The organism is Mycobacterium shunyiense (assembly GCF_058270035.1).
The window spans coordinates 22,362-46,549 of sequence record NZ_JBZDPT010000011.1; the positions used below are offsets into that span (position 1 = coordinate 22,362).

The following is a 24,188-nucleotide window of genomic DNA, read 5'->3' on the forward strand; positions in this document are numbered from 1 at the left end:
GGGTAGACCTAACCGACAAGTTATTTCGGAAGTGTTACAGCAGCGTTGACCAGTATTCCCAGAAACGCACCAAGATCAACAGCACAAGTGAGGTGAACCAGAGCGCCACCAGCGACCACCGCCACTGGTAGATCGCCCGGGCGACCGCGTTGGTGTGCAGCGGTCGAAGCGCGATGGAACTCGTGACCACCAACAGCGGGATCGTCACCGACCACACGACCATGCAGTACGGGCACAGCGCCCCGATGCGGTAGAGGCTCTGGAAGATCAGCCAGTGCACCATGACCGCACCGAGCAGGCTGCCAGCCGCCAGCCCGGCCCAGTACCACCGCGGCAACCGAACGCCCGCGATCGCCAGCACACCCGTGACCAGGGTGACCGTGAACGCGACCACCCCGATCAGCGAATTGGGGAACCCGAAGACCGATGCCTGCCAGGTGGTCATCACCGAGCCACAGGAGATGACCGGGTTGATGCTGCACGACGGTACGTAACTCGGATCGATCAGCAGCTCGATCTTCTCGACCGTCAGTGCCAGTGCCGCCGCCAGCCCGAGGACACCGGCGATCAGTATCCAGATCGCAGCGGGCTTGCCGACGGCGATTCCGGGGGCCTTCTCGGCCCCGGAGTCGCCGAGTTCGTCGAGCTCGGGCGCTGCGGCGTCACTCATGGGTGGGCCGGTGCGGGGGCTGCCGGTGCGCCGGGCGCCGGTGCAGGAGCGGGGGCGGCCGGTGCGCCGGGCGCAGGAGCGGGCGCAGCCGGTGCGGGAGCGGGGGCGTTCAGCGCCGGGAGGTCACCGACGACCTCCTTGACCTTGGCGATCAGCTCGTCAGGTGTGGTGGGGCTGTAGTCCTCACCGTTGAACTTGACGGTCGGAGTCGAGTGGATTTCGGTGGCCGCGGCCATGCCCTGCACCATCTCCACGTAGCGACCCTTGGTGATGCAGTCGGGGACATCACCGGCGGCGCCGGCCTGGCGGGCGAGCTCGATGATCCGGGCGTTGTCGGGGTAGACGCCGCTGCCCTCCTCCGGCTGGATTCCGGGAGTGAAGAGCGCGGAGTGGAAACGGCGGAATGCGTCGACGGACTCGTCGGCGACGCAGTAGGCAGCACCGCCTGCGCGTGACGAGTAGCCGTTGCCCGCCTTGTCCAGGATCGCCACCATGTGGTAGTCGACAGCCACTGCGCCGCTGTCGATGAGCTTGTTGATGGTCGGGCCGAACTGCTGTTCCAGATGACCGCATGCGGGGCACAGGAAGTCCTCGTAGAGGCTCAGCGTCACCTTGGGCTCAGATGTGCCCTCTTTGGTGATCACGCTGGGCGCCGCCACGTGCACGGCCCGGGCCTCCCCGGAGGCCGGACGCTTGTGGCCGGTCGTCACGATGTAGAGCACCAGGCCGACGGCGAACAGCACCACAACGGCTGTCAGCCCGATCTGAATGAACAGGTTGCGCTTGCGGTCAGCCGCCTTGAGGTCGTACTTCGCGGTCTTCTTCGGTTTGGCCACGTCGACAAGCGTACCGGCGCCGACAGGTCAGCTTTCGGCGTGGCTGAGATGTGCGCGCAGGGCCGAGATCATTGCGCTCGTCGCAGTGTCACTGCCGCCGCCCAGCGGGAAGAAGTTGGCGAACGCGTGGATCATCGACCGTTCTTCGCGCAGGTCCACGACCACCCCGGCGTCCTGCATGGCCCTCGCATACCGGTTCCCCTCGTCCCGCAGTGGGTCGAACCCGGCCGTGACCACCAGCGCGGGCGGCAGGCCGGTGAGATCTTCGCTCAGCAGCGGTGACACTGTTGGATCGTCGGCGGCCACCTCGGCGCCATCGAGGTAGTGCGCGGCAAACCAGTCCATGTCGCGTTTCTGCAGGAAGAAGCCGTCGGAGAACAGCGTCTTGGATCTCGTCTCGCTCGACCAGTCGGTGACGGGGTAGAGCAGCAGTTGCAGAGCGGGCAGCGGCAGTTCCGAGTCGCGGGCCTGTTGGGTCACCACCGCAGCCAGGTTGCCGCCGGCACTGTCTCCTCCGACGAGGATGCGCGTGGCCCCCAGACCCGCGGCATGGTCGAGCGCCCAGCGGTAGGCCGCGTAGGCGTCGTCGACGGCCGCCGGCGCCTTGTGCTCGGGCGCGAGGCGGTAGTCGACGGAGATGACCTGGATTCCACCGTCCCGGCAGATCAGCCGGCACAGATTGTCGTGGGTGTCGAGGTCACCGATGACAAAGCCGCCGCCGTGGAAGTACAGCAACAACGCCGACGTGCCTGGAGACCCGGTGCCGTCCGGGACGTAACGTCGCGCCGGGATGGGCCCGGCCGGACCGGGAATCGACATCTCGGTCACATCCGCGCGGATCCGTGCCGTCATCATGGCTGCGGTGGCCCGCAGCGCGGCTCGCGAAACCGCGACGCCGGACTCCGCGCTGTAATCGGCGACCAGGCCTCCGACCCCGGCCGCACGCTGCGCGGCCAGGGTGAATTGGAGCGTGGTGTCCAGGGTGTTGCCGTCGACCACCACCGAACGTCCGCCCAGCAGCAGTCGCTTGGTCCGGTCGGAAATCCGCGGGATCGCGGCCAGGGTGAACTTGGTCGCCCGCTCGAGCACCGCCTGTCTGACCGTGTCCCGGCTGTGGCCACCAGGTCCACCCTGGGCCGGCCCGCCTGGCAGACTTTCAGTCATGGCTGCTCCCTCTGTGAGTCCTCGTGTCACGCTGAACGACGGTAATTCGGTACCGCAAGTCGGGTTGGGGGTTTGGCAGACCCCTGCCGAGGAGACCGTGCGCGCGGTGAGCGCGGCCCTGCAGGCAGGCTATCGGCACATCGACACCGCAGCCGCGTACCGCAACGAGGCCGAAACCGGCCGGGGCCTGGTTGACTCCGGGGTCCCCCGCGAAGACGTGTTCCTGGTGACCAAGCTGTGGAACAGCGATCAGGGATACGACTCGACGCTGGCCGCGTTCGACGCGAGCCTGGAGCGGCTCGGCGTCGACTACCTCGACCTTTATCTGATCCACTGGCCGGTACCGGCCAACAATGCCTACGTCGACACCTTCAAGGCCTTCGCACACCTGCGTGATCAGGGCCGGATCCGGTCAATCGGGGTGAGCAACTTCGCCCCCGAACACCTGGACGTGCTGATCGACGCCACCGGCATCGTGCCCGCGGTCAATCAGATCGAGTTGCACCCGCTGCTACCGCAACACGAGCTGCGCGAGGTACACGCCAGATTGGGCATCGCCACCGAGGCGTGGAGCCCGCTGGGCCAGGGTTCACTGCTCACCGATCCGGTGATCACCGGCATCGCCGAACGGCATGGTAAAACGCCCGCACAGGTACTGATTAGGTGGCATATACATCTGGGTAATATCGTCATCCCCAAGTCGGTGAACCCCGAGCGGATTGTGAGCAATTTCGACGTGTTCGATTTCGATCTGAACGAGTCGGATATGTCGGCCATCGCCTCGCTGGAGACGGACACTCGCCTGGGACCCGACCCCCGAACCTTCAACTTCACAGGATAGGTGCCATGACCTCCTCCGACGGGGCTGCGATTCCCACCGTCACGCTCAACGACGACCGCACGATCCCGGTTGTCGGCCTGGGTGTCGGCGGACTCTCGGATTCCGAGGCGGAGCGCGTGGTGTCGGCGGCCCTTGAGGCCGGTCACCGCCTGATCGACACCGCGGCCGCCTATGGCAATGAGGCAGGCGTCGGCCGGGCCATCGCGGCCTCGGGGATTCCGCGCGAGGAGATCTCGGTCACCACCAAGCTGGCCATCACGGATCACGGCTTCACGTCGTCCCAGGACGCCGGGCGGGCCAGCCTGGAGCGGCTCGGCCTGGATTACGTGGACCTGTACCTGATTCATTGGCCGGGCAACGACGTCGGCAAGTACGTCGACAGCTGGGGTGGGCTGATGGCGCTCAAGCAGGCCGGGCTGGCCCGTTCCACCGGTGTCTCCAACTTCAGCCCCGAGAACCTGTCGACGATCGTCGACCTGACCTTCGTCGCTCCTGCGGTCAACCAGATCGAGCTGCACCCGCTGCTCAACCAGAGTGCCTGGCGTGCCGCCAACGCCCAGTACAACGTCACCACGCAGGCCTACAGCCCGTTGGGCGTCGGCAACCTGCTCGACAACCCGGCCGTCACGGCCATCGCCGAGGCACACGGCAGGACGCCGGCGCAGGTGCTGATCCGCTGGAGCATCCAGTTGGGCAACAGCGTGATCTCGCGCTCGACCGACCCCGAGCGGATCGCCTCCAATCTCGACGTGTTCGGCTTCGAGTTGACCGCCGAGCAGATGGACAGCCTCAGCAGCCTCGATAATGGCACCCGGTTCCGGCCCGACCCGGCGACCTTCACGGGCTAGCCCGTGGGGCAGGTCCCGGCGGCCTCACGCAAGACCCCGGCCGAAGCGGTGTCGACCGCCAGCGCGTAGCCGCGCAACACCTCGACGAACTGCACCGCGTACTGACACCAGAACGCCCGATTGGGCGGCATCCAGTGGGCCGGTTCCTGATCGCTCTTGTCCTGGTTGGGTTTACCCGCTACCGCCAGCAGGTTCGCCGGGTCGTTGGCGAACCGCAGCCGAAGGTCGTCGGGCCAGTCCCGCGCGCCCAGGTCCCAGGCCAACGCCAGCGGCACGATGTGATCGATCTGCACCGAGGCCCCGGTCTGATTGCCACGGACGAAGGACACCACCGCGTTCGTGTACGGGTCGTGCAGCGTGCCGGTCGCCACGGCGGTCGGACACCGTTTGATCGCGACGAACGTCTTGTCGACGAGGTCGCGATTGAGAATGTCGTTGCGGGTGTCGCAGCCGTTGTGGCCACCGGGCGCGCTGTTGTCGTCGTCCCACGACTCGCCGAATGCCGCGCGGCGATAGTCGTTGCCACGCACCCGTACCGGTACTTCGGGCACTCCGGCCAACAGATCGACCCCGGCGGCCACGCTGGGCGGTTGCGCCTGAGCGGTGAACCGGGCGGAGCGTTGCGTTGCCAAGGTCACCTGGATGGCGACGACCACCGCGAGTGCGACGGCTGCAGCCAGCCACCACATCCGGCGGCGGGTCATGCCTTGTCCAGGTACTCGACGCGATCGGTGTTCACGAATTGCGCTGCCAGCAGGTCCATCCCGGGATCATGCGGATTCTGTGCGTAACGCTGCTCAGCGAATGCCCGGGCCTCCTGGATCACTTCGAGATGGTCCCGCAGGGACAGGAAACGCAGATTGATGGTGCGCCCGGACTGGTTGAGGCCCAGCACATCTCCCTCGCGTCGCTCGTCGAGATCCAGATCAGCCAGGGCGAATCCGTCCAAGGTCGCCGCAACGGCCTTGATCCGTTCACCGGCCTTGGACGTCTCCGGCAACCGGGTGGCCAGCAGGCACAAGCTGGGGTGCTGCCCGCGGCCGATGCGGCCGCGCAGCTGATGAAGCTGGCTGATGCCGAACCGGTCGGCGTCCATCACCACCATCATCGTGGAGTTGGGCACGTCGACGCCGACCTCGATGACGGTGGTACACACCAGCACGTCGATCTCGCCGGCCCGGAACAGGCCCATCACCGCATCCTTCTCGTCACCGGACAGCCGGCCGTGCATCAGGCCGAGCCGCAATCCGGACAGCGGGCCCGCGCTCAGGCGGTCGAAGAGGTCGACCACCGTGACCGGCGGCGGCCCGCCGCGCCCTTCGCCCTTGTCGCCGGGCTTGTCGGACTCGTCGATGCGTGAGGCGACCACATAGGCCTGGCGCCCCGCGGCCACCTCCTCCCGGATACGGGCCCAGGCCCGGTCCAGCCAGGAAGGCTTCTGCGAGATGAAAATCGTGTTGGTGGTGATGGGTTGACGGCCCCGGGGCAGCTCGCGCAGCGTCGAGGTCTCCAGATCGCCGTACACCGTGAGCGCGACGGTACGGGGAATCGGTGTGGCCGTCATCACCAGAAGGTGCGGCGTCAGCCCGTCACGAGCCTTGGCGCGCAACGTATCCCGCTGCTCGACCCCGAACCGGTGCTGCTCGTCGACGACCACCATGCCCAAATTGTGAAACTCGACCGCCTCCTGCAGCAGGGCGTGGGTGCCGACGACGATGCCGGCTCGCCCGGACGCCACCTCTTCGCGCACGGCACGCTTCTGCGGCGCCGTCATGGAGCCGGTGAGCAGCGCGACCCCGGTCGCACCCTCGGCGCCACCGAGTTGACCCGCCATGGCCAGCGGCCCGAGCACGTCACGTATCGATCGGGCATGTTGGGCGGCAAGCACTTCGGTGGGTGCCAGTAGCGCGCACTGATAGCCCGCGTCGACCATCTGCAGCATCGCCAGGACCGACACGATGGTCTTGCCCGAGCCCACCTCGCCCTGCAACATCCGGTTCATGGGCCGCGTCGAGGCCAGTTCGTCAGAGATCACCTCCAACACCTCGGACTGTCCGGTGGTCAGCTCGAACGGCAGCCTATTGCGCAGGGCGGCCGCCAGTCCGCCGTCGGTTCGCGGTGCGGCAGGACCGGATTCACTCAGCTCGCTGTAGCGCCGGGCCACCAGCCCCCACTGCAGCCCGATCGCTTCGTCGTAAGTCAGCCGCTCGCTGGCACGCTCGCGCGCAGTCGTGTTCTCGGCCAGGTGAATGGCCCGCAACGCCTCATCCTCGGACATCAGATTGTGTTGGCGGACAAAGTCTTCCGGCAAAGGATCCGGGACCGGGTCGAGCATGTCGAGGGTCTGGCGCACGCACGCGTAGATGTCCCAGCTCTGCACCTTGGCCGACGCGGGATAGATCGGGAAGAAGTCCCGCTCGAACTCGGCCAGCATCTCCTCACCGCTGGCACCCGATGCCGACGCGATGGTGGTCAGCGACTTGGTGCCGATCTGCTTGCCGGGCGGCGGATTGAGCACCAGGAAGGCGGGATGGTTCAACTGGAGGGTGTTGCGGAAGTACTTGACCTCGCCGGACAGCATCAGGCGGGTGTCCTTCTCCACCTTGTCCACCATCCAACCGGCGTTGAAGAAGGTGGCTGTCACCGCCGGCCGATGATTCCCCAGGGCCACCCGCAGGTACTTGGCCCGCCGGGTGCCGCCGGATTTGGTGCGCACGGTCGACCGCATCTCACCGATCTCCGCCTTCGTCACCACGTCGATGAAGGTGACGTGCTCACCCTCTTCCAGATCGAGCGCCTCCCCCTCCCCACGCACCGTCATCCCGTCGCTGTACTTGCGCGGGTAATGACGCAGCAGGTCGTTGACCGTGCGGAGACCGAAATTGGCATTGAGCTTGTCCGCGTTCTTCTTTCCGATCACGAACTCGAGGCGTTCGCCGAGACCGACCACTACTCGACCCCGATCAGCAGGGCGTCACCGCGGTGGCCCGTGTGATACGTCACCAACTCCGCGCCGAGGTGCGCGCGGTGGACGTGGGCCTGCAGCGCCTTCCCGACCTCATCGTCCACGCCGTCGCCGGTCAGTACCGTGATCAGCTCTCCGCCGGCCACCATCATCAGATCGATCAACCCTGCGGCCGCGGAGGTGAGATCAGACCCGACGATCAGGACCTCGTCGCCGGCGATGCCGAGCCCGTCACCCGGCTTGCAGGTGCCCGCCCAGGTCAACGCCTCCTCGGTGGCGATCCGCACCGCGCCGTGCCGCGCCCCAGCAGCGGCACGCGCCATGGTGTACCCGTCGTCGACGGCTTGCCGTCCCTCGTCGTGGACGGCCAGCGCCGCCAACCCCTGCACCATCGAACCGGCCGGCACCGGCACCACGTCGATGCCCCAACCGATCGCGGCGGTGCAGCCCGCCACGAGCTCCTCGGCGGCGACATACCCGTTGGGCAACACCATCACCTGGGCCGCCCCCACATCGATCAGGGCACGCAACAGCTGCTGCGCATTGATCGGCTCGCCCGCTTCGGGCCGCAACACCTGCGCACCCTCACCGGCGAACAGTTCGACGCCGCCGTCCCCGTCCACAACGGCCAGCACAGCCCGCTCGCGGGTCCATCCACCGGCAGGCCTGGCGCCCGCAGCGACGGTCAGCGCGGTGATCTGAATGCGGTTCAGCGACCCCACCGCCAACCCGGCCTCGACCGCGGCGCCGGCATCGTCGAGGTGGACGTGCACCGAGTACTGATCGCTGCCGGATGTGGCGATGGCGACCGACTCACCCATCTGTTCCAACGCTGCCCGCAGCCCCTCGACTGCAGACGCGCCGCACCCACTCAGGAGATACATCACCTCGAACTGCGGTGGTGCCGCCGCGGCCGCCAGCGCCACCTGCGGCGAGGCCGGGGTGTAGACCGGCCGGCGCGGCGCGTGGCCGGCCAGGGTGGTTGTCATCGCGTCCAACAGCACGAGCAGGCCCCGACCTCCGGAATCGACCACCCCTGCCTTGGCGAGCACGTCGAGCTGTTCCGGGGTGCGGTCGAGGGCTGCCGAGGCGGCCTCGCCGGCGGCGGCCGCCACATCGGCGACGTCGCCGCCGGTAGCCGCGCAGTGCTCGCCGGCCTCGGCGGCCGCCTGCAGGACGGACACGATGGTCCCCGGCACGGGCTCACCCATCGAGGTGACGGCCAGGACGGCGGCATGGCGCAACGCCTCCCCGAGCAGCGCGCCGTCCACCGCGGAGAGGGCACCGTCACGCCGGGCCGCGGCGGTGGTGATGACCTCGGCCAGGCCGAGCAGAATCTGGGACAGGATCACCCCGGAGTTGCCGCGGGCCCCCTGCAGCGCTCCGGCCGCCAACGCGCTCGCCACTGCCGTGATGTCGGCATCGGCCGGCTCGCCGTCTACGTGCGCCCACGCCGAACGCATCGTGAACAGCATGTTTGTGCCGGTATCGGCATCAGCCACCGGGAACACGTTGAGCCGGTTGATCTCATCGGTGTGGACGATCAGCTCATCGACGGCGGTATGCGCCCAAGCCCGCAGAGCGGGGGCATCCAACCGCCGAGCCGACATCGGACCTCCCAATCCCCATCAGATCCGCACAGATTCCCCCGTGCGGCGCCGTCACCGCCGTGGTCACCAGCCTATCCAGTGACAGCGACAAACCCGATCAGAGCATCGCCGGCTGTGGACAACCTGGAGCCGTGTTCACGAGCCGTTTTGGCGATCCTCTGGCCTCCCGGTATTCTGATCAGGTTGTCGGGTCGAGCCCCGCCGTTTGCGGCGAGCGGGCCCAGCCCCCCAAGTACTGATTTCGAGGAGTTGTTGATATGGCTGCCGTGTGCGATATCTGCGGAAAGGCCCCGGGCTTCGGCAAGTCGGTGTCGCACTCGCATCGGCGGACCAGCCGGCGCTGGGATCCGAACATCCAGTCGGTGCGTGCCGTGGCACGTCCGGGTGGCAACAAGCAGCGCGTGAACGCCTGCACCTCCTGCATCAAGGCCGGCAAGGTCTCGCGCGGCTAGTCACGCGCGCCTGATCCGGTGCGCGACGCTGTTGTTTATCTGAGGACACGGCAGGGTACCTCCTGTCGTCATGACCTCTTGTCGCGCATCGCGCTCACCGCTCTGTGCATTTGCGGCCGCAGTCGCGGCCGGTCTCGTGCTGTCCGCGTGCGGCGGCACCAGTTCCGATGGCAACACCACCTCGGAGACTCCCACGACGACGGAGGCGCCGGTGACCTCGGAGGGTCCGGCGACCCATACCGAGACCACCGTCATCGAAACTCCGGTATCGCCTGCACCTGCGTCACCGTCGGCTGAGATGCCCGCTCCTCCGGGCAACGGCGGCGGTGACGGCGACATGACAGTCCAGATTCCCTCACCGGGTATCCCCTCGCCCCCGCCGATCCCGGCGCCGCCGGCGATTCCCGCGCCGCCGGCCATCCCCATGCCCTGACCGGGTCAGGGCAGCCGCCAGTCGATCGGGTCGGCGCCTTTCTGCTGCAGCAGTTCGTTGGCCCGGCTGAACGGGCGTGACCCGAAGAATCCCCGCGACGCCGACAGCGGCGACGGGTGCGGCGATTCGATCGTCGCGCAGTCACCTTCGGCCAGGAGCGGTTTGAGCGTCGAGGCATCACGACCCCACAACACCGCCACCATCGGCTGCTCGCGTGCGACGAGCGCCCGGATCGCGCACTCCGTCACCGCTTCCCAGCCCTTGCCCCGGTGCGAGGCCGGAGTGCCCGGTGACACCGTCAGCACCCTGTTGAGCAGCATCACGCCCTGTTGCGCCCATGGGGTGAGGTCACCGTTGGCCGGTTGCGGGTAACCGAGATCCTCGGAATACTCGCTGAAGATGTTCGACAGGCTGCGAGGCAGCGGACGGACATCGGCGCCCACCGAGAAACTGAGACCGACAGCATGCCCCGGCGTCGGGTAGGGGTCCTGACCGACGATCAGCACGCGTACCTGGTCGAAGGGAAAGGTGAAGGCACGCAGAACATTTTGGCCCGAAGGCAGATAACGTCTGCCCTCGGTGAGCTCGTCCCGGAGGAACTCCCCCATCTGCGCGACATGCGTTTCCACCGGCGCGAGCGCGCGGGCCCATCCGTCCTCGACAAGTTCATTCAGGGGGCGTGGAGTCACGGAAAGCCAACTTAGCGTGAGCCGTTAGTCGAACGACTGCCATCCCGCGTTTCCCGCCCACGGCGCGCCGTCGACAAGCACCCTGGCCGGTCCTTCCGACACCCGCCCGACGGCGCGCCAGCCGGGTGGCAACGCACCGCGGAAAGTGGCGGCCAGCGCGTGGTCCTCACCACCGCCGAGCACCCACTCCCACGGGTCGGCTCCCACCGCCGTGGCGGCATCGGTGACCGCGAGGCGGTCGGCATCGAGAAGGCCGCGGTCCAGGTCGATGCCGACGCCGGAAGCCGTCGCGATATGACCCAGGTCGGCGAGCAGGCCGTCGGAGACATCGGTCATCGCGGTGGCCCCGGCGTCGGCCGCGCGGGCGCCCTGGCCGTACGGCGGGTGCGGGGTCAGGTGACGCTGCCGCAACTCGGCGAAGCCGTCCTGTCCGTCGATGCCGCGCTCCCACAGCGCGAAGCCCGCTGCCGAGCGGCCCAAGTCACCCGCCACCGCGACGGTGTCGCCGACTCGGGCGCCGCTGCGGCGCACCGGTTCCCGGCCGCCGAGATCACCGAGCACCGTGACAGATATCACCCACAGCGGGGCACTGACCAGATCGCCACCGGCAATGCTGGCACCCAGCGCACGTGCCTCAGCCCACAGTCCGTCGGACACTTCCTTCGCCGCCGTGACGGGAGTATCGGACGGTGCTCCGAACGCCACCACGAATGCGGTGGCCCGCCCACCCATCGCCTCGATGTCGGAGGCGTTCTGAGCGATGGCTTTTCGCCCGATATCGTGCGGCGTTGACCAGTCGAGCCGAAAGTGGCGGTCCTGCACCAGCATGTCGGTAGAGACGACGGTGCGGCCGTCGGACACCGTCACCACGGCGGCATCGTCACCAGGGCCCAGCGTCACGGCCTCGGCTTGCGCGCGCCCGGCCACCAGACGGTCGATGACGACGAATTCCCCGGCGGACGCCAGGGTGTCGCCGTCGTCGTCTCCGGGATCGTCGCCGATCGTCTTGCCGGTCATGTCGCCTCCTGCCGGTCGGCCGACGCGCCGGAAGAAACCGGACCCGACCTGCGGTACGTTTGGTGCCTGCGGCCAGCAGTTTATGCAGCGAGATCAAGGAGACAGCCGGTGGTGGAGGCTTACGTGCTGATCCAGACGGAGGTGGGCCGCGCCGAAGTCGTCGCCAAACAGCTCGCCGGCCTTCCGGGTGTGGTCTCCGCGGAATACGTGACCGGACCCTATGACGTGGTCTTGCGGGTCAGTGCCGACACCTTGGCCGAGCTGCAGTCCGACGTGGTGCCTGCGGTGCAACAGGTACCCGGAATCACCCGGACCCTGACCTGCCCGATCGCCGACACCGGCCGGCCATAGAGTTGGTGGTGTGACCGACTCGCCCGCCGCCGACGGACCGCCCCGCACCCTGCTGATCGCAGCGGTCGTCGTTGCGGTCTCGGTGCTGATCACCGTCCTCGGTATCGCGGCGTCCCGGCAGCGCTCACCCGAACAGCAACCCGTCGCCATTCCGTCGATACCGGCACCGCAGGCCGACAGCCAGCAGTGCCACGACCTCCTGAACGCACTACCCCAGCAGCTCGGCGATTTCCGTCGTGCCCCGACGGTGGACCCCACCCCGCCGGGCACCGCGGCCTGGCGTGCCGAGCCCGACACCGAGCCGGTCGTCCTGCGCTGCGGGCTGGAGCGCCCCACCGATTTCGTCGTCGGCACGCCCCTGCAGGTGGTCGACGAGATCCAGTGGTTCCGAGTGGGCGAATCGGGACCGGCCACCGATGATCAGGGCCGCAGCACCTGGTACGCGGTCGACCGCCCGGTGTACGTCGCGCTGACCCTGCCCGCCGGGTCGGGGCCGACACCCATTCAGCAGATCTCAGGTCAGATCGCCCGCACCATGTCCGCGCAGGAGCCGGCACCGGCTCCGGCGCGCTGAGGTCAGCGCAGGCCGGTCCCGCGTGCCAGCGCGGTCTCGACCATCGCGGTCAGCAATGTCGGGTAGTCGACGCCGCTGGCTGCCCACATCCGCGGGAACATCGAGATGGTGGTGAACCCCGGCATCGTGTTGATCTCGTTGATCACCGGGCCGTCGTCGGTCAGGAAGAAGTCGACGCGGGCCAACCCCTGGCAGTCGATCGCGGTGAAGGCACGCACCGCCAACCGGCGGACCTCGTCGGAGATGTCGTCGTCGACCTTGGCCGGTACGTCCAATTCGGCTGCATCTACGAGGTATTTGGTGGCGAAGTCGTAGAAGCCGTCCTCGCGTCCGCGCACGCCGGCCACCCGGATCTCGCCCACGGTGCTCGCCTCGATGCTGCCGTCGGGGAATTCGAGTACACCGCATTCCAGTTCGCGGCCAGGAATCGCGGCCTCGACGATGACCTTGGGGTCGTGGCGCCGCGCGAGTTCGATCGCCGCGGGCAGCTCATCCCATGTCGACACCCGACTGACGCCGATCGAAGAGCCACCCCGAGAAGGCTTGACGAACACCGGCAGGCCGAGGCGCTCGCGGTCCTCCAGATCGAGGGTCGGAACGGAACCGTCGGGTCTGGGACGCAACACCACGAAGTCGCCGATCGGCAGCCCCTCGGCGACGAGCAGCTTCTTGGTGAACTCCTTGTCCATACCGGCTGCGCTGGACAGCACGCCGGAGCCCACGTACGGAATCCCGGCCAACTCCAGCAGTCCCTGGATGGTGCCGTCCTCGCCGTACGGGCCGTGCAGCACCGGAAAGACGACATCGACGGCGGCCAAAAGTTCACCGGGACCATTGCTCAGCGCCAGCAGCTGCCCACTGCGGTTCGGGGCGGCGGGCAGCGCCAGCTCGGTACCGGACGTCTCGGTCACCTCGGGAAGCCGGCCGTCGGTGATTGCGAGGGTCTCGGGGCTTCCGTCGGTCAACACCCACGAACCGTCGGGGGTGATCCCGACGGCGACGACCTCGAACCGCTCCGGGTCGAGGTTGCGCAGGATGCTGCCTGCCGATACGCAGGAAATCGCGTGCTCAGAGCTACGCCCGCCGTAGACGACGGCGACGCGGGTGCGGGATCCGGTCTGGTTGCGGGCTGTCACAACCTAGAGAGGCTACCGTCCCGGTCCGGACCTGCCTTCCGGTGCATCCCGACCAGGGCCTTCATCGCTGCAACGCCTGCTCGACATCGGCGAGCAGGTCGTCGGTGTCCTCGATCCCGGCCGAGATGCGGGCGAAACCGGCGGGAACGGGGTCGCCCCAGCGTGCCCTGCGGTCGACCGAGGTGTGGATTCCGCCGAAGCTGGTCGAGGCGATGAGCAACGTGCTGCGCTCCACCAAGGCGTGCACGGCGGCGGCATCGGCCAGCTCGATCGACACCAATCCGCCGAAACGTCTCATCTGGGTGGCCGCCAGTTCGTGTGCCGGATCTTCGGGCAACCCCGGATAACGCACCGAGCGCACCGCCGGATGGCTGCGCAGCATCACCGCCAGGGCTGCGGCGTTCTGGCACTGCCGTTCGAAGCGCAGTCCGGCACTGCCGAGGCTGCGCAGTACCAACCACGCCTCGAACGCACCCAGGATCGGCCCGGCCAGCAGCCGGTCGCGCTCCACCGCGGCCATCAGCTCGGGCTGGCTGCCCGCCACGTAGCCGGCCACCAGGTCGCTGTGTCCCGACAGTGATTTGGTGGCACTGGCCACCACCAGGTCGGCGCCGAGCGAAAGTGGTTGTTGACCCAGCGGTGTGGCGGTGGTGTTGTCGACGACGAGGGTGGAGCCGCGACTGCGGCACGTGATCGCCAACCGGTGCAGATCGACGACGTCGAGCCCCGGGTTTGCCGGCGTCTCGGCAAGCACCACGTCGGCTTGAGCGGCCGCCTCACACATCTCGGCGACACTTGCCTCGATTACCGTAATACCCTGTGGCGCAAGGTATTCCATTGCATAACGACGAACCTGGTAGTAGCCGTCGGCGGGGACCACGAGCGTGGTTCCCGGTTTGGCCAGCACCCGAAGCGCCGAGGTGATCGCGGCCATGCCCGACCCGAATGTGAGTGCAGCTCCGGCACCCTCCAGTTCGGCCAGCGCCGCTTCCAGCTGCCGCCATGACGGGTTGGAGCTGCGGCCGTAGCTGTCCAGCGGCTCGGTTTCGTCGGGCGAGAGATGAAACGTCGACGCAGGCACCGGGATCGGCGCCACCGGCTGGCCTGGAACCGATTCCAGACCAACAGCTTTGACGCTCCGCGTGGAATCCCCGTACAAGCCGTCCATACCTGCTTTCCTCCTCGCACCCGGAGGCCCGTCACTCCGGTTTGGTGCTGCGACCCAGTAGTCCCGCGACTGCCTCGTGAACAGACAATCCCTTGTGACACACCCGATAAACGGCGTCGGTCAACGGCATCTCGACGCCGTAGCTGGACGCCAGCGCCAGCACGGATTCACACGAGGCCACTCCCTCGGCCACGTGGCCGCCTCCCGCGATCATCGCCGATTCCATGGTGCCGCCCTTGCCGAGCCGCTCGCCGAACGTGCGGTTACGCGAATGCCGGGACGTACAGGTGGCCACGAGGTCTCCGACGCCGGCCAAACCGGCCAGCGTGGCGGGGGTGGCGCCCAGCGCGATACCCAGCCGCATGACCTCGGCCAGGCCGCGGGTGATGATCGCGGCCACGGTGTTCTCCCCCAGCCCGACGCCCACCGCCATACCGCAGGCCAGCGCGATGACGTTCTTGCAGGCGCCGCCGACTTCCGCGCCGACCACGTCGGCGTTGGTGTAGGGGCGGAAGTATCCGGTGGCCAGTGCGCGCTGCAGCGCGACCGCGCGTCCCGAGTCACTACAGGCGACGACGGTCGCCGCGGGCTGCTCGTCGGCGATCTCACTGGCCAGGTTCGGCCCGGTCACGACGGCGACCCGGGACGGATCGACGCCGGTCACCTGCACAATGACCTGACTCATCCGCATGAGTGAGCCGAGCTCAATTCCCTTGGCCAGACTGACCAGGGTGACGTCGTCACCGATCAGGTGCTTCCAACCCTCCAGGTTCGCCCGCAGCTGCTGAGCAGGCACACCGAGCAGCACGGTGCAGGCGCCCGCCAGCGCCTCGGCCGGATCGGAAGTGGCCCGGATCGTCGACGGCAGCACGACATCGCCGAGATACCGACTATTGCGATGATCGGTGTTGATCTCCTCGGCGACCTCCGGCCGACGGGCCCACATCGTCACCGGATTTCCCGCATCCGCCAGCACCTTGGCCAGCGCCGTCCCCCACGCACCGGCACCCATCACCGCAGCCTCTACCACCCGTTCACCCTATCCCGGCGGCTGCGCCACGCGCCGTCACCGGCCGGGCTGGCAGGATGAACCCATGAGCGGCTCCCGGAGCGGCAACGCGGCAGCAACGCAGGCCGCCGACGTCACCCTCGTGATCGCGGTGAAACGGCTGTCGGCCGCCAAAACCCGGCTGGCACCCATCTTCTCCGCGGCCACGCGCGAGGCCGTCGTGCTGGCCATGCTCGTCGACACCATCAACGCCGCGTCGTCCATCGCCCCCGTCACCGTCGTCACCCCGGACGAGACGGCGGCCGACGCCGCGCGGCAACTCGGCGCCGGGGTTCTGATGGACCCCACACCGCCCGGTCATCGTGACCCACTCAACAACGCCATCGCCGCCGCCGAGGCCGAGCTCCGCTCCTCTTCACCGAATATCGTTGTCCTCCAAGGGGATCTACCTGCACTGCAACCCCAGGAGTTGGCCGAGGCGCTGTCTCTGGCCCGCGGTTATCAACGCAGTTTCGTCGGCGATCGGCACGGCACCGGAACCTCGGCGCTGTTCGCGTTCGGCACTCCCCTGGCTCCGCACTTCGGATCCGATTCGGCTGCGCGCCATCGTCACTCCGGTGCGATCGAACTCACCGGCGCCTGGCCCGGTTTGCGCTGCGACATCGACACTCCCGACGATTTGCAGACGGCACGGCGACTCGGCGTGGGCACCGCCACCGCACGCACCCTCGGCAGGCATGCCGTTAGGTAGCCGGGGACCCGCGCGATAGGGAATGATCGGACAGATGAGCGAAGCCACCGAAGCCGAGCCAGGTACCCGGTCGAACAACTCTCACCGGGACACCGCGGCAGCCGTATCGGGGCAGTCCGACGAGTCGACGACACCCGAAGCGCCACCGGCGGCCACCTCACCTGCGGTGGACGACGCGCTGCCCGAGGACCGCTACCTCAACCGCGAGCTGAGCTGGCTGGACTTCAACGCCCGGGTCCTGGCCCTGGCGGCCGACACTTCGCTGCCGTTGCTCGAGCGGGCGAAGTTCCTGGCGATCTTCGCGTCCAATCTCGACGAGTTCTACATGGTCCGGGTGGCCGGTCTCAAACGCCGCGACGAGATGGGACTTTCGGTGCGCTCGGCCGATGGCCTGTCCCCGCGCGAACAGTTGCGTCGCATCAACGAGCGCACCCAGCAGATCGCCAACCGGCACGCCAAGGTGTTCCTCAGCTCGGTCCGCCCGGCGCTGGCCGAAGAGGGCATCGTCATCGTCAACTGGGCCCAGCTCGACGAGTCCGAACGCGCAAAGCTCTCCACGTACTTCCACGAACAGGTGTTCCCGGTCCTCACCCCGTTGGCGGTGGACCCGGCGCACCCGTTCCCGTTCGTGAGCGGGCTCAGCCTGAACCTGGCCATCACCGTCAAGCACCCCGACGACGGCGGACAACACTTCGCCAGGATCAAGGTGCCTGACAATGTCGGTCGCTTCGTGGAACTGACGCCCCCTGCCGATGGATCGACGGTGGTGCGGTTCCTGCCGATGGAGGAACTCATCGCGGCGTTCCTGCCGGTCCTGTTCCCCGGCCTGGAGATCGTCGAGCACCACGCGTTCCGGATCACCCGCAATGCCGACTTCGAGGTCGAAGAGGATCGCGACGAGGACCTGCTGCAGGCACTGGAACGCGAACTGGCTCGACGACGGTTCGGGTCGCCGGTCCGGTTGGAAGTCTCCGACGACATGACCGAGAGCATGCTCGAATTGCTCTTACGGGAGCTCGACGTGGCCCCCGGCGACGTGATCGAGGTGCCCGGGCTGCTGGATCTCTCCGCGCTCTGGCAGATCTACGACGTGGACCGGCCCGCGCTCAAGGACCGGCCGTTCGTGCCTGCCACCCCACCGGCTTTCGGCGAACGCGAGACACCCAAGAGCATTTTCTCGACGCTGCGCGACGGCGATGTACTGGTGCACCACCCCTATGACTCGTTCTCCACCACGGTGCAGCGCTTCATCGAGCAGGCCGCCGCCGACCCCAACGTGCTGGCCATCAAGCAGACCCTCTACCGCACCTCCGGTGACTCACCGATCGTCAACGCTCTGATCGACGCGGCCGAGGCCGGCAAGCAGGTCGTGGCGCTCGTCGAGATCAAGGCCCGCTTCGACGAACAGGCCAACATCAAGTGGGCCAGAGCGCTTGAGCAGGCCGGCGTACACGTCGTCTACGGGTTGATCGGACTCAAGACCCATTGCAAGACCTGCCTTGTGGTGCGGCGCGAGGGGTCGACGATCCGGCGCTACTGCCACATCGGCACCGGCAACTACAACCCGAAAACCGCGCGACTGTACGAGGACGTGGGGTTGCTCACCGCCGATCCCGACATCGGCGCCGATCTCACCGACCTGTTCAATTCACTGACCGGTTACTCACGCAAGGACTCCTACCGCAATCTGCTGGTGGCTCCGCGCGGCGTGCGTAAGGGCATCATCGAGCGCATCGACCGCGAAATTGCCGCTCACCATGAGGGAGCGACGACCGGAATCCGGTTGAAGGCCAACGCCCTGGTCGACGAGCAGGTGATCGATGCGCTGTACCGGGCGTCGCAGGCCGGGATCCCGGTCGAGATCGTGGTGCGCGGTATCTGCGCACTGCGCCCTGGTGTGCCCGGCTATTCCGACAACATCACGGTGCGCTCGATCCTCGGACGCTTCCTGGAGCACTCGCGGATTATTCACTTCCGCGCCATCAACGAGTTCTGGATCGGCAGTGCCGACATGATGCATCGTAATCTCGACCGCCGTGTCGAAGTGATGGCTCAGGTCAAGGATCCGAGGCTGGCCGCACAACTCAACGAGGTGTTCGAGTCCGCGATGGATCCGGCCACCCGGTGCTGGGAGTTACGACACGACGGCCATTGGACTGCGCTGCCCCAGGAGGGGCAGACAGTCCGCGACCACCAGGTGTCGCTGATGGAACGTCACCGGCACCCCTGATCCCCACTTGGCCGGGCCCATAGCCCGGACCGGTGAATGACCTGCAGGAGTTGAGGTGTCCGACGACAGCACGAAGGCGGCCAAACCGGGCACCAAGCTGGTGCCCGCGGCAGGCGCCGTGTTGTGGCGCGGCGGTCAGGACGCCGCAGGCGCGACCGTCACCGAGGTAGCCGTGATCCACCGTCCTCGCTACGACGATTGGTCGCTTCCCAAGGGGAAGGTCGAACCGGACGAAACCGATCCGGTGGCCGCGGTACGCGAGGTTCACGAGGAGACCGGGTACGCGGCACAGCTCGGCCGCCGGCTCGGCTCGATCTCGTACGAGATTCCGCAGGGCACCAAACGGGTCTGGTATTGGGCGGCTCGCGCCACCGGAGGAGACTTCACGCCCAATGACGAGGTGGACAAGCTCATCTGGCTGCCGGTGCATGCGGCCATGGATCAGGTCGTCTATCCGCATGACCGAAAAGTGTTGCGCCGCTTCGAAAAATACCCGCCAGATACGAAAACTGTGATCGTGGTGCGGCATGGATCGGCCGGGCGGCGGTCACGATTCAAGGGCGACGACCGCAAGCGACCACTCGACAAGAAAGGTCGGGCGCAGGCCGAGGCTCTGGTCGCCCAACTATTGGCATTCGGTGCCACAACGCTTTACGCGGCCGATCGGCTGCGCTGCCATCAGACCTTGGAACCTCTGGGCCAGGAGCTCGGTGTGGACATCCACAACGAGCCGGCACTGACGGAAGAGGCCTACGCCGACGATCACAAGGCCGCTCGCAATCGATTGCTCGACATCGCGGCGCGCGCAGGTACACCGGTCATCTGCTCACAAGGCAAGGTGATCCCCGGGTTGATCTCCTGGTGGTGTGAACGGGACCGCGTGCGACCCGCCACGACTGGGAACCGCAAGGGCAGTGCGTGGGTGTTGTCGATCGCGGACGGCCGGCTGCTGGCCGCCGACCACATGTGCAGTCCACTATCCAAGCAGCAGTAAACCCACACGAGAAAGGCACGTCGTGAGCTCATCTACGGCTCACGACGCGCCTTTACCGTAATTACTTGCGGCCCTTCTTGGCCGGTGCCTTCTTGGCAGCCGCCTTCTTGGCGGGCGCCTTGGTCGCGGCCTTCTTGGCAGGAGCCTTGGTCGCGGCCTTCTTGGCCGGTGCCTTCTTGACTGCGGCCTTCTTGGCGGGCGCCTTGGTCGCGGCCTTCTTGGCAGGAGCCTTGGTCGCGGCCTTCTTGGCCGGTGCCTTCTTGACTGCGGCCTTCTTGGCGGGCGCCTTGGTCGCGGCCTTCTTGGCAGGAGCCTTGGTCGCAGCCTTCTTGGCCGGTGCCTTCTTGGCGGCGGTCTTCTTGGCGGCAGTGCGCTTGGCAGGGCCTGCGGTGACGCCACGCTTGACGGCCGGACCGTCAGCCGGGAGACGCTGCGCCCCAGCGACAACCGCCTTGAACTGTGCACCCGGCCGGAAAGCCGGCACCGAAGTGGGCTTGACCTTCACGGTCTCGCCGGTGCGCGGGTTACGGGCCACCCGGGCAGCGCGACGGCGCTGCTCGAAAACACCGAAGCCGGTGATCGTGACGCTGTCACCCTTGTGCACCGCGCGGACGATGGTGTCCACAACGTTCTCGACCGCGGCGGTAGCCTGCCGACGATCGGTGCCCAGTTTGGTTGTGAGTACGTCGATGAGCTCCGCTTTGTTCATCCAAAACCTCCGAAACCAGTGGTCCTCTTTGGACCGACTAGAGGACACGGTAAACCCTGTGACCACTGATTTCCAAGAGCCACGCGCAATTTCAGGCGTAGCTAGCGAACAATCCGGCAATCCGCTTGCCCCACTTGGACTCCGCCGGGACGGGTCCAGAACCGGTTTGGCAGGCGGCGAATTCGGGCGCTGAAGCGCCCTCGGGAGGCCTCGATCAGGCCGGCAGAGTACGCGGCTTCCAGCTCGGCCTGCGCTTCTCATAATCCTCGATCGAAGACAGTTTCCGCAGCGTAAGGCCTATATCGTCGAGTCCTTCGAGCAGCCGCCAGGCCGTGTAGTCGTCAATTCTGAACGGCAACACAACCGTTCCGGCGACGATATTTCGATCTTGAAGATTCACAGTGATTTCCAGGCCGGGATTCTGCTCGATGAGCTTCCATAACAGCTCGACATCGTCTTGGGCGACCTCGGCGGCCAATAGCCCGGCCTTGCCGGCGTTGCCGCGGAAAATATCGGCGAATCGGGATGAGATAACCACCCGGAAGCCATAGTCCATGAGCGCCCAGACGGCGTGTTCGCGAGAAGATCCGGTGCCGAAATCGGGGCCGGCGACCAACACGGAGCCTTTGTCGAATGGCGGGAGATTCAGAATGAACGACGGATCCGTGCGCCAGGCGGCGAACAATCCGTCCTCGAAACCTGTTCGGGTGACCCGCTTCAAATAGACCGCGGGGATGATCTGGTCGGTGTCGACGTTGGACCGCCGCAGCGGGACCCCGATTCCGGTGTGTGTACTGAAAGCGTCCATCACGCTTCTCCTTCTGGCTTTTTAGCGGGTCGCGGCGGGCAGATCGGCAGGGGACGCGAGTTTTCCGCGCACGGCGGTGGCAGCCGCGACAGCCGGTGAGACCAGGTGGGTGCGGCCGCCCTTACCCTGTCGGCCTTCGAAATTCCGGTTGGATGTGGAGGCGCAGCGCTGCCCCGGGGACAGTTGATCGGGGTTCATTCCCAGACACATCGAGCAGCCGGCCTGCCGCCATTCGGCGCCTGCGGCGGTGAATATCTGGTCTAGACCTTCCGATTCGGCCTGGGCACGCACCCGCATCGAGCCCGGCACGACCAGCATCCGCACCCCGTCGGCCACCTTGCGATCGCGCAGCACGTCGGCGACCACTCGGAGGTCCTCGATGCGACCGTTGGTGCAGGAGCCGACGAAGACGGTGTCCACGGCGATGTCGCGCATGGCCATCCCGGGCCGCAGATCCATGTAGGCCAAAGCCTTCTCCGCCGACTGACGCTCGCCGTCGTCGCCGATCAACTCAGGATCCGGGACCGAAGCGGACAACGGGACCCCCTGCCCCGGGTTGGTGCCCCACGTCACGAACGGGCTCAACGCGGCGGCATCCAGGTAGACCTCGGTGTCGAATTCGGCACCCTCGTCAGTGCGCAACTGGCTCCACGCGGCAATGGCGGCGTCCCAGTCCGCTCCCTTGGGAGCGTTCGGACGGCCTTTGAGGAACTCATAGGTGGTCTCGTCGGGAGCCACCATCCCGGCCCGCGCCCCGGCCTCGATGCTCATGTTGCAGATCGTCATCCGGCCTTCCATGGACAGCGCTTCGATGGCACTGCCCCGGTATTCGATGACGTGGCCCTGGCCGCCGCCGGTACCGATCTTGGCGATGACGGCCAAGATGATGTCCTTGGCGCTCACCCCGGGCGGAAGCACGCCGTCGACGTTGACCGCCATGGTCTTGAACGGCTTGAGCGGCAGTGTCTGCGTGGCCATCACATGCTCGACCTCGGATGTGCCGATGCCCATAGCGATGGCGCCGAACGCCCCGTGGGTCGAGGTGTGGCTGTCTCCACACACCACCGTCATGCCCGGCTGTGTCAGTCCGAGCTGCGGTCCGATGATGTGCACGATGCCCTGCTCGACGTCACCCATCGGGTGCAGTCGGATACCGAATTCCTCGCAGTTGCGCCGCAATGTCTCGACCTGCGTGCGCGAGACAGGGTCCGCGATCGGCTTGTCGATGTCGACCGTGGGCACGTTGTGGTCCTCGGTGGCGATCGTCAGGTCGGGCCGTCGCACCGGCCGACCCGCCATGCGCAGACCGTCGAACGCCTGCGGGCTGGTGACCTCGTGCACGAGATGCAGGTCGATGTAGATCAGGTCGGGCTCGCGGGATGCGCCCTCGCCCTCACCGCGCGCCACGACGTGGTCTTCCCAAACCTTTTCGGCCAGGGTGCGCGGCTTCACGGATGTCTGTGTCGATTGGTCCATCGCTACTTCTCGATTCGATTAACGGCATATGCGGGCTTGCATCAAGAGTCCGCCAGGGCTGGGCGGTACTGTCGTCATCTCGCCTGTCATCTCACAATGCGAGACGCTAGTATCTCTCTGTGAGAAATGATAGCGGCATCGGCGTTCTCGACAAAGCGGTGGGTGTGCTGCACACCGTGGCCGAGTCACCTTGCGGGCTGGCCGAACTCTGCGAGCGGACCGGACTCCCCCGAGCGACCGCGCACCGGCTGGCCGCGGGACTCGAAACCCACCGGCTGCTGGCCCGCGACGGCGACGGCCGCTGGCGCCTCGGCCCCGCACTGACCGAATTGGCCTCCCACGTCAACGATCCGCTGCTGGCCGCCGGGGCCGCGGTACTGCCCCGCCTACGCGAGATCACCGGCGAGAGCGTCCAGCTGTACCGGCGCGAGGGCCAATCACGGGTCTGCGTGGTGGCGTTGGAGCCGCCGGCCGGACTTCGTGACACCGTGCCGGTCGGGACCCACCTCCCGATGACCGCGGGCTCTGGAGCCAAAGTGCTACTGGCCTACGCCGACGCGGCCACCCAGCAGGCCGTGCTTCCGGCGGCCAAGTTCACCGATCGGGCGCTGGCCGAGGTCCGCAAGCGCGGCTGGGCCCAGAGTGCCGCCGAACGCGAGCCAGGAGTGGCCAGTGTCTCGGCGCCGGTGCGTGACGGGCGCGGCGCCGTGATCGCCGCGGTTTCGGTGTCCGGACCGATCGACCGTATGGGCCGCCGGCCGGGAGCCCGTTGGGCTGCCGATCTACTCGCCGCGTCCGACGCCCTGACCCGGCGACTGTGAGGCGAATCTCAGTAGCCCGGTGTGTCACGCCAGAGTGACTGTCGAGCGCCGGCGCCACTCCAGCGTGACAAACCAGGCGGCCCACCGCCGCCCGCACCACCGAGTCTCACCGAGCGTCACGCCCGAGTGACCTTCGACACCCAGAGCCACTCTGGCGTGACAAAGCCGGCGGGAGGAACGCAAGAGGAGCGCAAGTCGGGAGAGCGACGCAAACCGGGCGGACGAATCCCATACAACGCAAAAGCGCCCAGTTCGTGAGAACTGGGCGCTTTTGCGGTTCGCGCCGAGGCGCTCACCTTCTGTACCCCCGATGGGATTCGAACCCACGCTACCGCCGTGAGAGGGCGGCGTCCTAGGCCGCTAGACGACGGGGGCTAGAACTTCCGGATGGTCAGCATAGCTCAGGCAGTGGTGCTCGCCTAATCCGGCTGAACCGCTCCGGATGGCTGGGGTACCAGGACTCGAACCTAGAATGGCGGTACCAGAAACCGCTGTGTTGCCAATTACACCATACCCCATTAATTGCCTATCACCGCAGGTGGCAGGCAATTTCGATCCGATCGGCTCAGCGGGGGCTTCCCCGTTTTGCTTTTCGGGCCGACGAGCAGACTACCAAAGATTTTCGGCGCTTTTTAC

24 protein-coding genes and 2 tRNA genes are annotated in these 24,188 nt (G+C 67.1%); 10 read left to right on the plus strand and 16 right to left on the minus strand.

The window, feature by feature from the left end; translation table 11 throughout:
* Positions 1-34: 34 nt before the first annotated feature.
* From AC4ELS_RS08860 to AC4ELS_RS08870, 3 genes are read right to left on the minus strand one after another with little or no spacing between them, the layout of a single operon-like run.
* Positions 35-670: a vitamin K epoxide reductase family protein gene (locus AC4ELS_RS08860; RefSeq protein ID WP_448446868.1), complete on the minus strand. Its 636-nt coding sequence runs from the start codon at positions 668-670 to the stop codon at positions 35-37.
* On the minus strand, positions 667-1,506 hold the full coding sequence (locus tag AC4ELS_RS08865) for a DsbA family protein (RefSeq protein WP_448457044.1): 840 nt from the start codon (positions 1,504-1,506) through the stop codon (positions 667-669). Before AC4ELS_RS08865 ends, AC4ELS_RS08860 begins: the two co-directional genes overlap by 4 nt.
* A 27-nt stretch (positions 1,507-1,533) precedes the next feature.
* Positions 1,534-2,670 carry an alpha/beta hydrolase gene (locus tag AC4ELS_RS08870; RefSeq protein ID WP_448446872.1) on the minus strand — a complete coding sequence of 379 codons (1,137 nt, stop codon included), beginning with the start codon at positions 2,668-2,670 and terminating at the stop codon, positions 1,534-1,536.
* A 13-nt stretch (positions 2,671-2,683) separates the two neighbouring features.
* Between AC4ELS_RS08870 and AC4ELS_RS08875 the strand changes: the two genes are divergently transcribed.
* On the plus strand, positions 2,684-3,511 hold the full coding sequence (locus AC4ELS_RS08875; protein ID WP_499047000.1) for an aldo/keto reductase: 828 nt from the start codon (positions 2,684-2,686) through the stop codon (positions 3,509-3,511).
* A gap of 5 nt (positions 3,512-3,516) precedes the next feature.
* A complete protein-coding gene (locus AC4ELS_RS08880) occupies positions 3,517-4,359 on the plus strand; it encodes an aldo/keto reductase (protein WP_498883007.1) in 843 nt (280 codons plus the stop codon).
* Here the strand turns inward: AC4ELS_RS08880 and AC4ELS_RS08885 are convergent.
* Genes AC4ELS_RS08885 through fakA form a run of 3 tightly spaced genes read right to left on the minus strand, consistent with a single transcriptional unit; the run spans position 4,356 to position 8,934 of the window.
* A complete protein-coding gene (locus AC4ELS_RS08885) occupies positions 4,356-5,063 on the minus strand; it encodes an HNH endonuclease family protein (RefSeq protein ID WP_498883008.1) in 708 nt (235 codons plus the stop codon). The genes AC4ELS_RS08880 and AC4ELS_RS08885 overlap by 4 nt on opposite strands.
* Positions 5,060-7,309 (minus strand): ATP-dependent DNA helicase RecG, encoded by a 2,250-nt coding sequence (gene recG, locus AC4ELS_RS08890; protein WP_463790243.1) that lies wholly within the window; start codon positions 7,307-7,309, stop codon positions 5,060-5,062. Before recG ends, AC4ELS_RS08885 begins: the two co-directional genes overlap by 4 nt.
* Complete coding sequence (fakA, locus tag AC4ELS_RS08895) at positions 7,309-8,934, minus strand: fatty acid kinase ATP-binding subunit FakA (protein WP_498883009.1); 1,626 nt, start codon at positions 8,932-8,934, stop codon at positions 7,309-7,311. Before fakA ends, recG begins: the two co-directional genes overlap by 1 nt.
* A 257-nt stretch (positions 8,935-9,191) precedes the next feature.
* Here fakA and rpmB point away from each other — a divergent pair, with 257 nt between their 5' ends.
* The gene (gene rpmB, locus AC4ELS_RS08900; protein ID WP_003881125.1) at positions 9,192-9,386 is read left to right on the plus strand and encodes a 50S ribosomal protein L28; all 195 of its coding nucleotides are present in this window, start codon (positions 9,192-9,194) and stop codon (positions 9,384-9,386) included.
* Between the two features lie 70 nt (positions 9,387-9,456).
* The gene (locus tag AC4ELS_RS08905) at positions 9,457-9,819 is read left to right on the plus strand and encodes a hypothetical protein (RefSeq protein ID WP_131812738.1); all 363 of its coding nucleotides are present in this window, start codon (positions 9,457-9,459) and stop codon (positions 9,817-9,819) included.
* A 5-nt stretch (positions 9,820-9,824) separates the two neighbouring features.
* Here the strand turns inward: AC4ELS_RS08905 and AC4ELS_RS08910 are convergent, their stop codons facing one another.
* Both AC4ELS_RS08910 and AC4ELS_RS08915 read right to left on the minus strand, forming a co-directional pair.
* A complete protein-coding gene (locus AC4ELS_RS08910) occupies positions 9,825-10,508 on the minus strand; it encodes a uracil-DNA glycosylase (protein ID WP_064881841.1) in 684 nt (227 codons plus the stop codon).
* Positions 10,509-10,532: 24 nt separating this feature from the next.
* Positions 10,533-11,525, minus strand: a complete 993-nt coding sequence (locus tag AC4ELS_RS08915; RefSeq protein WP_499046810.1) for a thiamine-phosphate kinase — start codon at positions 11,523-11,525, stop codon at positions 10,533-10,535.
* A 108-nt stretch (positions 11,526-11,633) separates the two neighbouring features.
* Here AC4ELS_RS08915 and AC4ELS_RS08920 point away from each other — a divergent pair, with 108 nt between their 5' ends.
* Together AC4ELS_RS08920 and AC4ELS_RS08925 are read left to right on the plus strand one after the other, a co-directional pair.
* Complete coding sequence (locus tag AC4ELS_RS08920) at positions 11,634-11,876, plus strand: Lrp/AsnC family transcriptional regulator (RefSeq protein ID WP_064960685.1); 243 nt, start codon at positions 11,634-11,636, stop codon at positions 11,874-11,876.
* Between the two features lie 10 nt (positions 11,877-11,886).
* Positions 11,887-12,450: a DUF3515 domain-containing protein gene (locus AC4ELS_RS08925; protein WP_064881849.1), complete on the plus strand. Its 564-nt coding sequence runs from the start codon at positions 11,887-11,889 to the stop codon at positions 12,448-12,450.
* A gap of 2 nt (positions 12,451-12,452) precedes the next feature.
* Here the strand turns inward: AC4ELS_RS08925 and AC4ELS_RS08930 are convergent, their stop codons facing one another.
* From AC4ELS_RS08930 to AC4ELS_RS08940, 3 genes are all read right to left on the minus strand, one after another.
* A complete protein-coding gene (locus tag AC4ELS_RS08930; RefSeq protein ID WP_448446882.1) occupies positions 12,453-13,586 on the minus strand; it encodes a D-alanine--D-alanine ligase family protein in 1,134 nt (377 codons plus the stop codon).
* A gap of 61 nt (positions 13,587-13,647) precedes the next feature.
* A complete protein-coding gene (locus AC4ELS_RS08935; protein WP_064881859.1) occupies positions 13,648-14,754 on the minus strand; it encodes a cystathionine gamma-lyase in 1,107 nt (368 codons plus the stop codon).
* A gap of 31 nt (positions 14,755-14,785) precedes the next feature.
* Entirely contained in the window at positions 14,786-15,766 is a 981-nt protein-coding gene (locus tag AC4ELS_RS08940) for an NAD(P)H-dependent glycerol-3-phosphate dehydrogenase (protein ID WP_448446974.1), read from the minus strand.
* 82 nt (positions 15,767-15,848) lie between these two features.
* On the opposite strand from AC4ELS_RS08940, the gene cofC reads away from it, so the two are divergent.
* From cofC to mutT1, 3 genes are read left to right on the plus strand one after another with little or no spacing between them, the layout of a single operon-like run.
* Positions 15,849-16,514, plus strand: coding sequence for a 2-phospho-L-lactate guanylyltransferase (gene cofC, locus AC4ELS_RS08945; protein ID WP_064881861.1), 666 nt, complete (start codon positions 15,849-15,851; stop codon positions 16,512-16,514).
* Between the two features lie 22 nt (positions 16,515-16,536).
* Positions 16,537-18,744: an RNA degradosome polyphosphate kinase gene (locus tag AC4ELS_RS08950; RefSeq protein WP_448446885.1), complete on the plus strand. Its 2,208-nt coding sequence runs from the start codon at positions 16,537-16,539 to the stop codon at positions 18,742-18,744.
* Between the two features lie 55 nt (positions 18,745-18,799).
* On the plus strand, positions 18,800-19,738 hold the full coding sequence (gene mutT1, locus AC4ELS_RS08955) for an 8-oxo-(d)GTP phosphatase MutT1 (RefSeq protein ID WP_448446887.1): 939 nt from the start codon (positions 18,800-18,802) through the stop codon (positions 19,736-19,738).
* A 61-nt stretch (positions 19,739-19,799) separates the two neighbouring features.
* Here the strand turns inward: mutT1 and AC4ELS_RS08960 are convergent, their stop codons facing one another.
* The 3 genes from AC4ELS_RS08960 to leuC form a co-directional block, all read right to left on the minus strand.
* Positions 19,800-20,447, minus strand: a complete 648-nt coding sequence (locus AC4ELS_RS08960) for an HU family DNA-binding protein (protein ID WP_055112756.1) — start codon at positions 20,445-20,447, stop codon at positions 19,800-19,802.
* A 214-nt stretch (positions 20,448-20,661) separates the two neighbouring features.
* Positions 20,662-21,255, minus strand: coding sequence for a 3-isopropylmalate dehydratase small subunit (gene leuD, locus AC4ELS_RS08965; RefSeq protein WP_064881882.1), 594 nt, complete (start codon positions 21,253-21,255; stop codon positions 20,662-20,664).
* A gap of 21 nt (positions 21,256-21,276) precedes the next feature.
* The gene (gene leuC, locus AC4ELS_RS08970; RefSeq protein WP_064881890.1) at positions 21,277-22,731 is read right to left on the minus strand and encodes a 3-isopropylmalate dehydratase large subunit; all 1,455 of its coding nucleotides are present in this window, start codon (positions 22,729-22,731) and stop codon (positions 21,277-21,279) included.
* A gap of 119 nt (positions 22,732-22,850) precedes the next feature.
* Here leuC and AC4ELS_RS08975 point away from each other — a divergent pair, with 119 nt between their 5' ends.
* A complete protein-coding gene (locus AC4ELS_RS08975; protein ID WP_064881892.1) occupies positions 22,851-23,552 on the plus strand; it encodes an IclR family transcriptional regulator in 702 nt (233 codons plus the stop codon).
* A 302-nt stretch (positions 23,553-23,854) separates the two neighbouring features.
* Here AC4ELS_RS08975 and AC4ELS_RS08980 read toward each other — a convergent pair.
* A tRNA-Glu gene (locus AC4ELS_RS08980) sits at positions 23,855-23,927 on the minus strand.
* Positions 23,928-23,995: 68 nt separating this feature from the next.
* Positions 23,996-24,070: transfer RNA gene (locus AC4ELS_RS08985), tRNA-Gln, on the minus strand.
* Positions 24,071-24,188 lie beyond the last annotated feature (118 nt).